This is a genomic window from Pseudomonas sp. JE3303 (assembly GCF_056312565.1).
Map to the genome: position 1 here is coordinate 254,885 of NZ_JBWGIF010000008.1, position 13,884 is coordinate 268,768.

The 13,884-nt window shown below is 60.9% G+C and carries 17 protein-coding genes; 16 read left to right on the top strand and 1 reads right to left on the bottom strand.

Annotated features, from left to right (window positions below):
- The first annotated feature begins 42 nt into the window (after positions 1-42).
- Genes AC0ZZU_RS13850 through AC0ZZU_RS13915 form a run of 14 tightly spaced genes read left to right on the top strand, consistent with a single transcriptional unit; the run spans position 43 to position 9,657 of the window.
- On the top strand, positions 43-423 hold the full coding sequence (locus AC0ZZU_RS13850; protein ID WP_476341423.1) for a HeH/LEM domain-containing protein: 381 nt from the start codon (positions 43-45) through the stop codon (positions 421-423).
- 3 nt (positions 424-426) lie between these two features.
- Positions 427-804, top strand: coding sequence for a hypothetical protein (locus AC0ZZU_RS13855; RefSeq protein WP_476341424.1), 378 nt, complete (start codon positions 427-429; stop codon positions 802-804).
- A 1-nt stretch (position 805) separates the two neighbouring features.
- Positions 806-1,237 (top strand): hypothetical protein, encoded by a 432-nt coding sequence (locus AC0ZZU_RS13860; RefSeq protein ID WP_476341425.1) that lies wholly within the window; start codon positions 806-808, stop codon positions 1,235-1,237.
- Entirely contained in the window at positions 1,224-1,616 is a 393-nt protein-coding gene (locus AC0ZZU_RS13865) for a hypothetical protein (RefSeq protein ID WP_476341427.1), read from the top strand. Before AC0ZZU_RS13860 ends, AC0ZZU_RS13865 begins: the two co-directional genes overlap by 14 nt.
- Before the next feature lie 2 nt (positions 1,617-1,618).
- On the top strand, positions 1,619-2,293 hold the full coding sequence (locus AC0ZZU_RS13870; RefSeq protein WP_476341428.1) for a hypothetical protein: 675 nt from the start codon (positions 1,619-1,621) through the stop codon (positions 2,291-2,293).
- Positions 2,290-2,718, top strand: a complete 429-nt coding sequence (locus AC0ZZU_RS13875) for a phage tail terminator-like protein (protein WP_476341429.1) — start codon at positions 2,290-2,292, stop codon at positions 2,716-2,718. Before AC0ZZU_RS13870 ends, AC0ZZU_RS13875 begins: the two co-directional genes overlap by 4 nt.
- Positions 2,719-2,758: 40 nt before the next feature.
- The gene (locus AC0ZZU_RS13880; RefSeq protein ID WP_476341430.1) at positions 2,759-3,418 is read left to right on the top strand and encodes a phage tail protein; all 660 of its coding nucleotides are present in this window, start codon (positions 2,759-2,761) and stop codon (positions 3,416-3,418) included.
- Positions 3,419-3,427: 9 nt separating this feature from the next.
- Positions 3,428-3,811 carry a phage tail assembly chaperone gene (locus AC0ZZU_RS13885; RefSeq protein ID WP_476341432.1) on the top strand — a complete coding sequence of 128 codons (384 nt, stop codon included), beginning with the start codon at positions 3,428-3,430 and terminating at the stop codon, positions 3,809-3,811.
- A 53-nt stretch (positions 3,812-3,864) separates the two neighbouring features.
- On the top strand, positions 3,865-4,125 hold the full coding sequence (locus tag AC0ZZU_RS13890) for a DUF1799 domain-containing protein (RefSeq protein ID WP_476341434.1): 261 nt from the start codon (positions 3,865-3,867) through the stop codon (positions 4,123-4,125).
- A 3-nt stretch (positions 4,126-4,128) separates the two neighbouring features.
- Positions 4,129-7,542, top strand: a complete 3,414-nt coding sequence (locus AC0ZZU_RS13895; RefSeq protein ID WP_476341435.1) for a phage tail tape measure protein — start codon at positions 4,129-4,131, stop codon at positions 7,540-7,542.
- Positions 7,542-7,880 (top strand): phage tail protein, encoded by a 339-nt coding sequence (locus AC0ZZU_RS13900; RefSeq protein ID WP_476341437.1) that lies wholly within the window; start codon positions 7,542-7,544, stop codon positions 7,878-7,880. Before AC0ZZU_RS13895 ends, AC0ZZU_RS13900 begins: the two co-directional genes overlap by 1 nt.
- Before the next feature lie 7 nt (positions 7,881-7,887).
- Entirely contained in the window at positions 7,888-8,640 is a 753-nt protein-coding gene (locus AC0ZZU_RS13905) for a phage minor tail protein L (protein WP_476341439.1), read from the top strand.
- Between the two features lie 2 nt (positions 8,641-8,642).
- Positions 8,643-9,398: a C40 family peptidase gene (locus AC0ZZU_RS13910; protein ID WP_476341440.1), complete on the top strand. Its 756-nt coding sequence runs from the start codon at positions 8,643-8,645 to the stop codon at positions 9,396-9,398.
- Positions 9,399-9,423: 25 nt separating this feature from the next.
- Positions 9,424-9,657 carry a hypothetical protein gene (locus tag AC0ZZU_RS13915; protein ID WP_476341442.1) on the top strand — a complete coding sequence of 78 codons (234 nt, stop codon included), beginning with the start codon at positions 9,424-9,426 and terminating at the stop codon, positions 9,655-9,657.
- Here the strand turns inward: AC0ZZU_RS13915 and AC0ZZU_RS13920 are convergent.
- Positions 9,646-9,867: a hypothetical protein gene (locus tag AC0ZZU_RS13920; protein ID WP_476341443.1), complete on the bottom strand. Its 222-nt coding sequence runs from the start codon at positions 9,865-9,867 to the stop codon at positions 9,646-9,648. The genes AC0ZZU_RS13915 and AC0ZZU_RS13920 overlap by 12 nt on opposite strands.
- 1,311 nt (positions 9,868-11,178) lie before the next feature.
- Between AC0ZZU_RS13920 and AC0ZZU_RS13925 the strand changes: the two genes are divergently transcribed.
- Together AC0ZZU_RS13925 and AC0ZZU_RS13930 are read left to right on the top strand one after the other, a co-directional pair.
- Complete coding sequence (locus tag AC0ZZU_RS13925; RefSeq protein WP_476341445.1) at positions 11,179-11,781, top strand: tail assembly protein; 603 nt, start codon at positions 11,179-11,181, stop codon at positions 11,779-11,781.
- 56 nt (positions 11,782-11,837) lie between these two features.
- Positions 11,838-13,884 (top strand): TipJ family phage tail tip protein (locus AC0ZZU_RS13930; protein ID WP_476341447.1); only part of this gene is annotated, 2,047 nt, incomplete at its 3' end.

A 13,884-nucleotide genomic window follows, 5' to 3' on the forward strand; every position in this document is an offset into this window, starting at 1 on the left:
TGGCGGCGTGAGGGCTTCGGTCCTCACTTACTGGAGAAGGACATGAGCAAAGATCGCATCAAGCCCGGCGAGCAGCTGACGCTCGCCCAGATCAACCGTCTGCGCAAGCAGGCGCAATCGACCGCGGCATCCGGCAATGGTGGCGGCACTGACGAACCGCGCCAAGACGGCCCGACCGTTGGCGAGTTCGTGGAGGCCGGCTACAAGGCTGTGGACTACCCACCGCATGGGTACGTCTCTCGAAGCAGTCAACAGGAAATCGACGCAGCCATCGCCGCCCAGCGGGAAGGCGGGGGCGGCGCCGAGACCGACCCGCACAAGATGAACGTGCCGGAGCTGAAAGACTGGCTCACCGCCAAGGGCATCGACTTCGACGCCAGCGCGAAGAAGCCAGACCTGCAAGCCCTGATCCCGCAGGAGTAAGCCATGACCGACTTCATCACCGTTGCCGATGTGAACGAGAAGCTCGGGGCGGGCTGGGCGGGCACCGGTGATGCGGTCCTTGCCGTGGCCATGGCCAATGCCTGGCTCACGGCCAAGATCAAGCGTGCGGTGCCCGAGGTGGTGCCGGACGCAATCAAGACCGCTGGCGCCCAGGTGGCCAAGCTGGCTGCCGAGGGCAAGCTGTACCGGGACACCCAGCGCGAAGTGCAGAGCAAGACGGTGTCTGCGCAGTCGGGGACGTCCGTCAGCAAGACCTATGCGGAAGGTTCGACCGACCTGTCCGCTGGCGAGAATTTCGCACTGGCGCTGCTTGCTCCATGGATAAAGCGGCCGGCCACGATCATGCTCAAGAGGATTTAACGTGCGGATATGGATTGATACCGAGTTCAACGAATTCAAGGGTGACCTGATATCCATTGCGCTTGTGGACGAGTTTGGCCGGGAGTTCTATCGCTCGCTGGGCTGTGCTGATCCGGGCCCGTGGGTGGCGTTGAATGTTATGCCGATCATTGGGATTGACCCCGTAACGGTAGAGCAACTACAGGCTGATCTCGCGCAATGGCTTGCCTGCTACATGTCGATCAAGATAATCGCCGACTGGCCAGAGGATATCGCGCACTTTTGCGATCTGCTGATTACGGGGCCTGGCTACAGAATCGATACACCACCACTCCTACTGGAGATTCGGCGCGACCTTGATGCGGTCTCTGCGCTACCCCATAACGCGCTTGAAGATGCCAAGGCGATTCGTAAATTGCATCTAGAAATGGAATCACGTTATGGGCATGCGTGACGAGATACAGGCCGACCTCGCCGAAGCCTTCGACGACCCCGACGGCCTGGCGGATGCGGTGAAGCCGGTTGTCGGCACCCGTACGGTGAAGGGCGGCTATGACCCGGAGATCGGCGGCACAGTACCCGCCTCGACCATTCGCTACTCCGGTCGCGGGGTGTTCGGCAGCTACCTGGCCAAGGAAATTGACGGCTCTCGCATCCAGACCGAGGACGTGAAGCTGCTGGTGCTTCAAAACGAACTGCTCGAAGAGCAGGGCGGCCTGGCCACCGAAACCCCGACGCTTCCCAAAATCGGCGACCAAATCAGCGGCTACCGGGCGCTCAACGTTTCCGAAGACCCGGCCCAGGCCACCTGGACCATTCAGCTGAGGACGTAACCATGCCGCGCGGCTCACACATGACGCAGCGTTACGGCGGGCTTGAGGGCGGGTTCGCCGAGAGCATTCGGGCGTTCGCCGAGCAGGCCGAGCAGGCGCTGGATGCCACCTTCCGCGAGATCGTGATCGAGATTGGCAGCAGCGTCATCCGCATGTCGCCAGTGGGCAACCCTGAGATCTGGGCGGCCAACGTGGCGTATCGAGCGGCCCGGACTGCCGAGGCTGACCGCTACGACGCCAAGGCCGCAGTGCGCAATGAGGCTATCCGGCAAGAGCCGGGCAACTTCACCAAGTCCGGAAACCTCAAGCGAGGCGTGCGCTACGCGAAGCAACTGACCAAGACCGAACGCGACCAGAACTTCTACGTCAACGGTCTCGCGACCGGGCAGGGCTACGTCGGCGGCCGCTTCCGAGGTAACTGGCAGTTCTCGATCGATTCACCGGCGACCGATGAGCTTGATCGGGTCGACCCGTCAGGCAATGAGACGATCGCCGCGCTGCTGGCCCAAGTGCAGGCCCTGACCATCGGCCAGACGGCCTACATCGTGAACAACCTGCCATACGCGATTCCGCTCGAGTACGGCCATTCGAGCCAGGCACCGAACGGTATGGTCAGGGTGACCCTGGCCAACTTCCAGCGAATCGTCGACGAAGCCATCAGGAACAATCGTGTATGAGCCAAGCAAAAGCCCGTCAGGCCATCGAGATCAAGCTGATGGCCTGGGCCGCGGCGCGCCCGATTCGGGTGGCCAACTTCGAGCAGGAGTTCGAGGCCGAGCCCGGCGAGACCTACCTCCGTGCCTACCTGCTCCCGGCCGGCACCACCTGCCGCTACCTGGGCGGCGAGGCGTACGAGTACACCGGCGTGTACCAAGTAAGCATCGTTTGCCCAGCAGGCCAGCCCCTGGCCACGGCCGAGGCGCTTGTTGAAGAGCTATCCGGCCTGTTCCGGGTTGATTCGGAGCTCAGCCGCAAGGGCTTTGAGGGATTGATCACCGAGCCGGTAGAGCAGGGCCCAACCATCACCGATCCGGCGACCTACACCATCCCGGCCAGCTTCACCTACCGCGGCGTCGCGGACCAACCGCCCGCTGGGGCATAACCTACCGCCACCTGGCGGGCTTCCAAGAGGAATACACATCATGGCCGCACGCGTCCCGCTGCCCAACGGCGCCGTACTGGAGATCGCCTCCGTACTTGGCGCTCCCATCGCTTTCACCGCCCTGACCAACGCTGCACCGCCGGTTGCCACCGCCCTAGGGCATGACTTGGAGAACGGCGACGTCCTTCTGGTCAACTCTGGCTGGGCCCGAATCACTGATCGCGCCGTGCGCGCCGCCAACGTTGCCGCCGATGCCTTTTCCTTGGGCGGGCTGAATACTGTCAACCCAGATATCTACACCGCTGGCTCGGGCCTGGGCTCTGTCGTGCCGGTCACAGGCTGGGCGCAGATCTCCAAGGTAACCGGCTTCAACGTCTCCGGCGGCGAGCAACAGTTCCTGACCGTCGGGTACCTGGAGAATGATGACGACCTTCAGTTCCCCACCAACCGCAACCCTATCAGCCTGTCGATCGTCGTCGAGGACCAGCCGACCGCTGCCTACGTGGGAGCCGTCGAGGGCTTTGGCGAGAGCAAGGAGCTGACCGTACTGCGCTTGAAGCTCCCCGGTGGCGACCAAATTCTGTTCCCGGGCTACGTGAGCATCACAACCACGCCGACCATGGAGCGCAACCAGCTCATGACCCGCACCATCAGCGTTGGCCTTTCCGGCCGCCCCGTCCGCCTCACGGCCGTCGCGTAAGGAACCCTCATGGCGAAGATCAAGATTGCGCAAAATCCTACCTTCAAAGGTGACGTGATGATCCCGCGTGTAGGCAGCGAGCCGGTTCCCGTCGGCTTTGAGTTCCGCTACATGGACCGTTCCGCATTGGCTGCACTGTTTGACCAGTGGAATGCGCGGCGCGACGAGATTGCCGTCAAGGGCAAAGCCGAGGGGTGGACCTGGGAGGCCTCGACAGCAGCGGAAATCCAGCATCAGGTTGAACAGATCAAGTCGGTAGTAGTGGGCTGGGACTTCGACGACGAGTTTGGTGACGAAGCAATCGCCCACCTGGTTAAAACCTGCATCGGCGCGCCGCGCGCTGTGCTGGACGCCTACCAGAACGCCTACAGCCCGGCCCGCTTGGGAAACTGAGGAGCGCGGCCAGGGCTGCGTATGAGCGCGGGCCGTCCGATGGACAGCTTGCAATGCTCGGCCTTACTCGCGCCGATCTCCCGGAAGAAGAGTTCGAGGTATGGCCAGACGCTTGGCCAGCCTTCCGACTGTTCGACGCTTTGTCTACCCAGTGGCGTACCGGCGCGGGCGGACCATCCGGTCTGGACTACAGCGCCATACCAGCCACCTCCGCAATGCTTGGAATCAAGCGCCGCGACCTTCCCAACATCTTCCCCGACCTCCGCATCATGGAGGTCGAGGCAATGGCCGTCATGGCCGAATCTGTGGAGTAGATCATGACTACCATTGCCGAACTCGGGATCAGGGTTGATTCCGGTGATGCTGTCGAGGCAGCTACCGACCTCGACAAGCTGGTCCAGGCCGGTGAGAAGGCGGAAAAGGCCGCTGACGGCCTGGCATCGAGCTTCGATAAGGCTGCGTCCTCTGCAGGCACTCTCGCCACCGCCGAAGGGCGGGTGTCGGAGTCCACAGAGGAGGCCATGGCGCGTCTCACTGCGATGGCTAAGGCTTCACTGGACTCAAGCGAATACCACAAAAGCCTGGCTGCGAGCCTTACCGGCACCTCATCGGCGATTGGGGTTGCCAGCGCAGCCGCAACCGACTGGTCTGCTTACCAGGCCGAGGTAAACGCTCGGGCGCGCACGCTGATGGAAACCGAGGACCGCCTTGCTGACTCGGTCCGCCAGGCCGCCGCGGCGACTGGTGTACAGGGTGACGGGCTGCAGGCCCTGCTCGGCAAGATCAATCCGGCCTTGGCTGCGCTCGACAAGCTGGACCAGCAGCAGGCCGACCTCCAAAAATACCGGAATGCCGGTCTTGTGGATCCCGACACCTTCCGCGAGTACAACACCCGCATCGAGGCTAGCCGGCAGAAGCTCGGCGAGTTTGATGAGGGGTTGCGCAAGACGGGCATCTCCTCTGGTCAAACGGAGCAAGCGCTACGCCAGTTGCCAGCCCAGTTTACCGACATCTTCACCAGTCTCGCCGGCGGGCAAAATCCCCTCCTTGTGCTCATCCAGCAAGGCGGCCAGATAGCTGACTCATTTGGCGGCATCGGGCCTACGCTGGATGTGCTTCAGGAGAAAATCGGGTCGGTGCTTGGCCTAGGTGGCGGACTGGGCTCAGTGGGTGACGTGCTGAATGCGGTTGGCGACGGGGGAAGGGCTGCGGCAGAAGGAGCAGGCGCGGCTGGCGAGAGCCTCAGCGATATGGCGGATGGCGCTAACACCGCCGCAGATGCTGCTAAAAACGCGTCCGAAGCTGCCACTGCTCTGGCCACTGCCACACCGCCCCTTGCCTCAATGCTGGGCATTGTCACGGCGGCCGTTACAGCGGCCGCAGCTATAATCGGCACCTTGATCTACGGCTACAAAACCGGCAGCGAGGAGGCTGACCAGTTCAGCCAGGCACTTATCCTCACCGGTAATGCGGCGGGAACCAGTGCAGACGCGCTCGGCGATATGGCGCGAAGAGTCAGTGCGGTGAATGGCACCGTCGGTGACGCTGCCGATGTCCTTGCCAAGCTGGCTGGCAATAGCAAAATTGCCGAGGGCAGCTTCGAGGCCATCGCAAATGCCGCCGTCGCCATGGAGGACGCTACAGGCAAGGCGGTAGACACCACTATCGCTGAGTTCGCCAGGATCGCTGACGACCCAGTGAAGGCCGCGAGGGCGCTCAACGATCAGTATCACTTCCTCACTGCCTCCGTGTACTCGCAGATTCTAGCGCTGAAGGAGCAGGGAAACGAAATCGGCGCGACAAAGGTGCTGACCGACACTTACGCGGATACTGTCAAGACGCGAGCAGAGCAGATCACCAGTAACCTAGGCTCCGTAGAGAGGGCTTGGAAAGGCATCAAGGACGAAGCGAGCGCAACACTCGACGCCATCAAAAACGTCGGTCGGGAGGCTTCGGTCTCGCAGCAGATCACTGAGCTTGAACGAATGGAGGCTGCGGCGCGAAGCATGCTCAAAGCGGACCCCGATGACGCCGACGCTAAGGCCAAATTGGAAAGTGCAGAGAGCCAACTCAGCTCTTTACGTCTCTCTCAGCAAGAGAAGCTGAATCGTGAGACCGCGCAGAAAGCAGAGCAACAGCGTCAGGACGCAGCGATCAGCGGTATGCAGCTTATTGCGCGTGAAGCTGAAACCGCCCGGAGCGAGGTTGCAAAGCTAGAAGAGCGTCTGCAGGACCTTCAGAAGGCCAAAACGAAAAACATCGCCAACAACACCTTCTCGGGAGAAACCGAGAAGCAGTTCATCCAGGCGGAAAAGGACCTTCAAAAGCGCATTGATGATGCAAAAAAGCGAGGCATCGGTAATTCGTCGGAGGTGGATCTCGCCGGCTTTAATGACCAGAAAAACAAGCTCGCCGCCATCCTGGCTGAGTACAAGAATCACCTGAAGGAGCTAGACGCGGCACAGAAGGCCGGGATCAACTCTCAGGAGTCCTACGCCGCCCAGCGCGCCGCAATCCTTGAACAGCAGAAGGCCGAGGTCACCAACGTCTATGAGGCGGAGATTGCAGCTCTGGAAGAGGCGAAGGGCCGCGGCACCACCTCGGCCCAGCAGCGCATCCAGCTAGACCAGAAAATCGCTGACGCTCGAGCCAATATGGTTAAAGCGGCAAAGGATGCTGATTCGGAGCTGGCCGTGCTGGCCATCAACGAAGAGGGCCGATTGGCCCGTCAAAAGGTGGCGACTCAGGCCTATGTCGATCAACTGGAGCGTCAGCGTGCCGCGCTGTTCGAGTCCGGTACCCGCTCTGCTGCTGCCTTAGGCATGGGTGACCGCCAGGCCGGCCTGCAGAGTAGCTTGGATGGTGCAACTGATCGGTTCAACGAGGAGCGCGCAAGGCTGCTGGATCGCCGCCGTACGGCCCCCGACAAGTACTCTCAAGAGGACCATGAGCGCGACTTGGCCATCCTGGGCCGGGCCGAGGACAAGTACCGCGACACAGTGGTCGAGAACTACGACAAGATCACCGAAGCGCAGGGTAACTGGCGCTACGGGGCGACGTCCGCCTTCCAGAACTATCTGGAGTCGGCAAAGGATGTGGCTGGGCAGATGAGGGCGTTATTCACCAATGCCTTCAGCTCGATGGAGGAGGCAGTGGTCAACTTCGCCATAACTGGCAAGTTTTCATTCGCTGACTTCACCAAGTCGATCTTGGCCGACATGGCGCGGATCGCCACGCGACAGGCAGCCTCCGGGCTCTTGTCCAGTATCGCCAGTAGCGCACTGGGTACATGGTTCAGCGGCAGCAGCACTCCTACATCGGCGGGCTCAACCCAGGCTGGCTACACCCCTGAGATCATGGATAGCTTCGTCTCCGGTCAACGGGCGGCGGGCGGCCCTGTCGCGCCGAACTCCCTCTATCAAGTTAACGAGCTAGGCCCCGAGCTTCTGAGTCAGGGCGGCAGGACGTACCTGATGACAGGGGCAGATGGCGGCAGCATCACGCCGCTCAGGTCTGGATCGGCTTCCGGCGCTGGCGCGGGAGGAGGAACAGTCATCAATGTGGCGGTGAAAATCGATGGTGACGGCAATGCCGGTTCGTCGAGTGATACGGCTGGCTTCGAGCAGTTCGGTAGCGAGCTCGCTTCGTTCGTCGAGCAGAAATATAACCAGATGATGGCCAAGGATCTCCGGCAGGGCGGCCGCATCAATACCGCAATGAAGGGGCGCTGATGGCTATCGAAACGTTTTCTTGGCGTGTGCAATCCGGCGAGTCCGGCGAGTTTACCTTTGCGGTCCGCTCCAAGCGTTTTGCCGACGGGTACGAACAATCCGTAGGCGAGGGTCTGAACAATCGCTCCCAATCTTGGCCCGTGACCTTCAGTGGCCCAAGAGATCGCGTGAAGGTAGTCATGTCCTTTCTCGACCGTCACAAGGGCTCGAAAGCGTTTCTGTGGACGCCGCCGCTTGGCGACCTGGGCTTCTACAAGTGCGGGAGCTACCAAGCGCGCAATGTCGGCGGGATGACCTACACCCTGACCGCCACCTTTACCCAAACCTTCCACCCGTGAGGCATGCATGCCACTGATTCGAGACATCCAAAAGCTGGAGCCGGGCGACGAGATCATCCTGTTCGAGATCGATGGAGCAGAGTACGGCGCGGATGTTCTGCGGTTCCATGGCCATGCGATCCCGCACACGCCCCAGGAAATTGCCGCAGCTGGAGCTGATGCTGACCAGTTGCCGGCCAAATCGATCTTTTGGCAGGGCAATGAATACGCGGCCTGGCCAGTGCAAATCGAGGGGATTGGTGCTGACAGCAGCGGCTCGGCGACGCGCCCAACGCTTTCAGCTGGCAACGTGAATGGTCGAATCACCGCGCTTTGCTTGGCCTTCGATGACCTTCTTAAGTTTCAGCTCACCGTACGCGAGACCTTAGGGCAGTACCTGGACCCTGATAACTTCGCCGAGGGGAATCCCGATGCTGATCCGACTCAGGAAGCATTGGAGATCTGGTACATCGACCAGAAGGTAGGCGAGGATGGCGAGATGGTCGTCTGGGAGCTCTCCTCACCAGGTGAGATCGATGGCTTCGGTCTGCCCGGCCGGCAGATGACGACCTTCTGCCACTGGGCGATGACCGGTGGTTACCGCGGGCCTGACTGCAACTATACAGGCGCAGCTATGTTCGACGACGAGGATAACCCCACGGATGACCCATCGCTGGACCAGTGCAAGGGCTGCCTCAGCTCCTGCAAGTTGCGCTTCGGGGAAACCGAGGAGCTTGCCTTTGGCGGCTTCCCCGCCGTTTCCCTGATTGCCCGGAGCTGACCATGCGCAAACACATCTTGGCCGCAGTGCAAGCGCACGCCGCGGCGGAATACCCGCGCGAGAGCTGCGGGCTGATCATCGCCGTCGGCAGGGCTCACCGGTACGTCGCCTGCGAGAACACCGCGAGTGAGCCCGCCGAGGAGTTTCGGATCTCGCCAGAGCAGTACGCGGTGGCCGAAGACCAAGGCGAGGTGATCGGCATTGTCCATTCGCACCCGGACGCCACCAGTAGACCGTCACCCCGGGACCTGGCCATATGCGAAGCGACGGGCTTGCCCTGGCACATCTTGTCCTGGCCAGAGGGCGACCTGCGCAGCATTACGCCGACCGGTCACACTCCACTGCTTAGTCGGCCCTTTGTTCACGGCGCCTGGGACTGCTGGCAGGTATGTGCCGACTGGTTCAAGCGCGAATGGGGGCTGGAGTTTCCGGCGTACGTGCGTGAGGAGGGCTGGTGGGAGCAGGCCGACGGCCCAAGCCTGTACGAGCAGGCCTACGAGGCCGCTGGCTTCTACCAGGTCAGCCAGCCGCAGCGCGGCGACATGATCGTCATGGCGGTGGGGCGCACTGCTCACCCGAACCACGCCGGCATCTACCTGGGTGCCGATGCGCAGCTGCCAGGCGAGCAGGTCGAAGTGTACGGGCCAGGCCCGTTCATGCTGCACCACCTGTTCGGCAGACCATCAGAAATCATCGTGTTCGGCGGGCCCTGGCTCGACCGGACGCGCCTTGTGTTGCGTCATCAGGACGCGAAATGAAGCGGCCAAGCCGCAGGAGAAGAACATGCTGCAGAACTACACCCTGACCATTCGAGATCTTTTCTCAGTCAGCAATGGCGTGCTTTGCGGCGCCGACGCTCAGGTGGCCATCCTTGATGGTGGCGTCGAGGTTGATCGAGTGACGTTCTCCGGTAAATGCGAGCACTATCAGCGGCGCTATACCGGCAAACCAGGGCTCAAGGCAGTAATCGCCTCTGGCCCTGGCAGCGTCGAGCTGAATGCAGCCTTACTCGTCTAGCCCACCGACGAAATCGGTGCTACCTACCCTGTGCGATCCGTAGTTGGCCACGTAGCCCTCGCCAGCGGATTTTGCCTGGGCCTGCGCTTCTTCCTTGGTTTGATAGACGCCCTGAAGGTCCCACGGGGCCATGCGATACACGCCCCACCCTAGCACCCAGCCTGCGTTGTCCGGGTCTTCCTTGAGTTTCGATCTCACGTCAATGTTCACGATGTTGCTCCTTGGGTTGTGGAGGTGGAACGCTACTACGCCTCCGCCACGCTCGGTACTGGCTTTCCATCCATGCTGGATGGGTGGCCAGGACCCTGGTATTGATGTTTCGCCTGTGTCCGGTGATCTGATATAAAACTTGTCTGGTCACGGTGAGCGCACACTCGATAAAGCTCAGAGTTTCTGAGCATTGAGAGGTGTGTATGTCCAGAGACAGGTATGGCGTAGATAATGACAGGCTGATCAGCCAGCCAGCCGGTAACGAGGGTCCACCAGAGGATTCAGACCATCAGGCCGAAAGATCTCGCCCAGAGGACCGTGACGACTACGTCGACAACCCTCCCTTTCGAAAGGGGCGGGGGCAAGGGTTGCCGGATCCATCGAGGACATCCCCTGCAGAGCGCTATAGTTACCACAAGCGACCATTGGAATAACTGTTAGCTCTAACGAGCTGATGAGGAAGCCCAGCCCCGCGCTGGGCTTTTTGCACCTATCAGCCTGAGTTCAAGCTGATCCTGGTCGTGGAAGTATCTCGTAGAGCATTCGGACATGCTCTGGTTGCGCCACCGAGTACAACATGCCGCGATTCAAAAGAATCCGCTTCATGCTTCTGGCAGATACAAGGTGGCCCGGTTCAACGGATAGCTCTGCCGTCCTACTGCTCTGGTTATCTGTCACAGCTATGAGGTAGGCCTCGATCATGCCGTCGTCTCGTTTGGTGGCGCCAAGACATTTGAAGGTGAAGGTTGAGTCTGGCACGCAGCGCTCCAGTGGCAGCAGTAGGGGCAAATGTACACAAGCCTTCATCCTATACCGATAGAGTGGCGTGGTGTATGTAGTGCGCCGCTACCCAGGCTCGGCTATGGTAGATTTCCGCCATCAACAAGGAGGAATTACATGCGAATTTTGATCGGCGGGCTGGCGGTGGCGTTGTTGGCGGGGTGTGCCAATATTGGCGACACAAGGCGCACCCCGCCTGTATTGAGCATGAGCTCGAAGCATAGCGCGAAGCAGGTCGCGGAATGCGTACGGGATGGATGGCAAAACATCAGTGTTATGGGCTCGGGAATGGGCGGGACCATGCAAGCATCGGGTGGGCGCTATACCGTTTTCTCTCCCGACTCGCAAACCCCTTGGAGCCTAGCTGACATTCAGCCTGCTGCGGGTGGGTCAAGTATTCGATACCACTTCTACCGCACATGGCAATCGCCAAGCGCGAGCGTCACCGACGTGATCAGGTCGTGCGCCAACTAAGTTGGACCCGCTCAAAACAACCGCCTTCTGGCGGTTTTTTATTATCAGGAGAATGTCATGGCTGCGCTTTGCATTGAGTATCAACCGCTCACAGTGATCAGGCTTTTCGGAGGCTTGCGCCAGTTTGGACGGATTCACCGTCTTGCAGTGCGAACGCCGATTGAGGCAGTGAAGGCACTTTGCGTGCTGCTGCCTGGATTTGAGCGGTTCATCAACAACGCCAGAGCAAAAGGTCTGGAGTTTGCTTTTTTCCGTGCGGGGAAAAACATAGGGGAGTCTGAGCTGAGTTACCAAGGGCAGGGGGAGATCATCATTGCGCCCGTGGTGGTCGGGAGTAAGCGGGCCGGACTTCTGCAAACCGTCATCGGCGTGGCGCTGATCGCCTTGGCCTGGTGGAACCCGCTGGGTTGGTCCGCTGCAACCACAATGATGGTGGCGAGCGCCGGTGTTGCTAATACTGCCGGCGGCGTCATTCAGATGCTCAGCCCACAGGCGAAGGGCTTGAGAACCAGTGCGGCACCAGAGAACACGCCTGGCTACGCGTTCGGCAGCGCGAAGAACACCACGGCCAGCGGCAACCCTGTACCGCTTTGCCTAGGCCGACGACGCTGGGGGGGCGCGATCATAAGCGCTGGCATCTATGCCGAAGATCAAATGTAGAAACCACACAGAACACGGGCCGCCCATTGGCGGTTTTTTTTCGCCTGGAGGAAAGCATGGGCGCAGCATTGCAACTTGATATCCACGGCGCTAAGGGTGGCGAGAGTAAGCCAAAGCAGCCAACCGAGGCGCCTGATAGCCTGCGCTCCATTGCCGTAGCCAAGATGCTGATCGCGGTGGGCGAAGGCGAATTCGAAGGCGTGCCAACGGCGGGGGATATCTACCTCGACAACACGCCTCTGGCCGACCCGAGTGGAAACTTGAACTTCCCCAATGTGAAGTGGGAATGGCGCAGCGGGTCCGTCGAGCAGGGCTACATCCAAGGCATCCCGTCGATCGAGAACGAGATCACCGAAGGCGTTGAGCTTCGTAGCGACACTCCGTACATCCGCGCTATCGATCGCCTGGAGCTCGATGCTATCCGGTTGCGCTTCGCATGGCCGATGCTGCAATCCATCGACTCTGGCGGCAACGTCAACGGCTATCGCGTTGAGTACGCCGTGGATCTGGCTACTGACGGCGGAGCGTACCAAGAGGTGCTGCGCGAGGCCGTCGATGGCAAGACCACAAGCGTCTACGAGCGCACCCGGCGTATCGATTTGCCCAAAGCTACCTCGGGCTGGCTGCTGCGCGTTCGCCGGCTGACGCCGAACCAGAACAACAACAAGATCGCTGACACCATGCAGATCGCAGGCCGCACGGAAGTCATCGACGCCAAAATCCGCTACCCGAACACCGCGCTGCTCTACATCGAGTTCTCCGCCGAGCAGTTCCGCAATATCCCAGCTGTCACTGTGGACTGCGACGCCCGCAAATGGCAGGTGCCGAGCAATTATGACCCGCGCACTCGAACATACACCGGCGTGTGGGACGGCACCTTCAAAGAGGCCTGGACCGACAACCCGGCCTGGCACACCTACGGCATCACCGTGAACGACCGCTTTGGCCTCGGCAAGCGCATCAAGGCGTGGCAGGTGGACAAGTGGGAGCTTTACCGCATCGCCCAGTACTGCGACCAATTGGTTACGAACGGAAAGGGAGGCCAGGAGCCGCGCTTTATCTGCAACCTGAACCTGCAGAGCAAGGCTGATGCCTGGAGCCTGCTGCGGGATATCAGCTCGATTTATCGCGGGATGACTTACTGGGCGCAAGGCCAGGTCATCAGCTTGGCGGACATGCCTAGGGCGACCGATTTCGACTTCGCCTACACCCGGGCTAACGTAATAGACGGCAGATTCACCTACTCCAGCGCGTCAGATCGCACCCGCTATAGCCGTGCGCTGATCAGCTACGACAACCCGCAGAATAGCTATGACACCGACGTTACGGCGGTCACCGACCAGAAGTTGCAACGACGTTACGGCGACAACGTGCTGGAAATCAGCGCAATCGGGTGTACCCGAGAATCCGAGGCTCAGCGGCGCGGCAAGTGGGCGCTGCTGACCAATGCGCGCGATCGCGCCGTGACATTCCGCGTAGGCCTCGACGGGCGCATCCCGCTTCCTGGCTATGTGATCCCGGTGGCTGACGAATTACTTGCGGGTCGGCCGATTGGCGGGCGCATCTCGGCAGTGGCCGGTCGCGCTATCACCCTGGACCGGGACACCCAGGCCAAGGTCGGTGACCGGCTGATCGTCAACCTGCCGGACGGCACTTGCCAAGGTCGCACCGTGCAATCGGTCGCCGGCAGGAAGGTGACTGTCACCACGGCCTATTCGGTGGCACCCGAACCGGAACTGGTGTGGGCTCTGGATGCTGACGACCTCGCAGTGCCCCTGTATCGCGTGACAAGTGTCAGCCGGCCGGAGCTGGGCGTGTTTGAAATAAGCGCTGTCCAGTACGACCCAAGCAAGTTCGCGCACATCGATACCGGCGCGCGGCTGGAAGAGCGCCCCATCAGCGTTATCCCGATCACCGTGGTGCAACCGCCAGCCAGCGTCACACTCACGTCGACCTATGCGGTGGACCAGGGCATTGCGGTCAACACCATGACGATCGCATGGCCCGCCGTGAACGGGGCTGTGGCGTACGACGTGGAATGGCGCAAGGACAACGGCAACTGGATTCGACTGCAGCGCACCGGGACGACCTCGGTTGACGTGA

Excerpts from the sequence above, each read along its gene's own strand:
- AC0ZZU_RS13855 (WP_476341424.1), top strand. The coding sequence starts at position 427 with ATGACCGACTTCATCACCGTTGCCGATGTGAACGAGAAGCTCGGGGCG.
- AC0ZZU_RS13885 (WP_476341432.1), top strand. The coding sequence starts at position 3,428 with ATGGCGAAGATCAAGATTGCGCAAAATCCTACCTTCAAAGGTGACGTG.
- AC0ZZU_RS13875 (WP_476341429.1), top strand. The coding sequence starts at position 2,290 with ATGAGCCAAGCAAAAGCCCGTCAGGCCATCGAGATCAAGCTGATGGCC.
- AC0ZZU_RS13925 (WP_476341445.1), top strand. The coding sequence starts at position 11,179 with ATGGCTGCGCTTTGCATTGAGTATCAACCGCTCACAGTGATCAGGCTT.
- AC0ZZU_RS13890 (WP_476341434.1), top strand. The coding sequence starts at position 3,865 with ATGCTCGGCCTTACTCGCGCCGATCTCCCGGAAGAAGAGTTCGAGGTA.
- AC0ZZU_RS13850 (WP_476341423.1), top strand. The coding sequence starts at position 43 with ATGAGCAAAGATCGCATCAAGCCCGGCGAGCAGCTGACGCTCGCCCAG.
- AC0ZZU_RS13905 (WP_476341439.1), top strand. The coding sequence starts at position 7,888 with ATGCCACTGATTCGAGACATCCAAAAGCTGGAGCCGGGCGACGAGATC.
- AC0ZZU_RS13910 (WP_476341440.1), top strand. The coding sequence starts at position 8,643 with ATGCGCAAACACATCTTGGCCGCAGTGCAAGCGCACGCCGCGGCGGAA.
- AC0ZZU_RS13865 (WP_476341427.1), top strand. The coding sequence starts at position 1,224 with ATGGGCATGCGTGACGAGATACAGGCCGACCTCGCCGAAGCCTTCGAC.
- AC0ZZU_RS13880 (WP_476341430.1), top strand. The coding sequence starts at position 2,759 with ATGGCCGCACGCGTCCCGCTGCCCAACGGCGCCGTACTGGAGATCGCC.
- AC0ZZU_RS13900 (WP_476341437.1), top strand. The coding sequence starts at position 7,542 with ATGGCTATCGAAACGTTTTCTTGGCGTGTGCAATCCGGCGAGTCCGGC.
- AC0ZZU_RS13895 (WP_476341435.1), top strand. The coding sequence starts at position 4,129 with ATGACTACCATTGCCGAACTCGGGATCAGGGTTGATTCCGGTGATGCT.
- AC0ZZU_RS13915 (WP_476341442.1), top strand. The coding sequence starts at position 9,424 with ATGCTGCAGAACTACACCCTGACCATTCGAGATCTTTTCTCAGTCAGC.
- AC0ZZU_RS13870 (WP_476341428.1), top strand. The coding sequence starts at position 1,619 with ATGCCGCGCGGCTCACACATGACGCAGCGTTACGGCGGGCTTGAGGGC.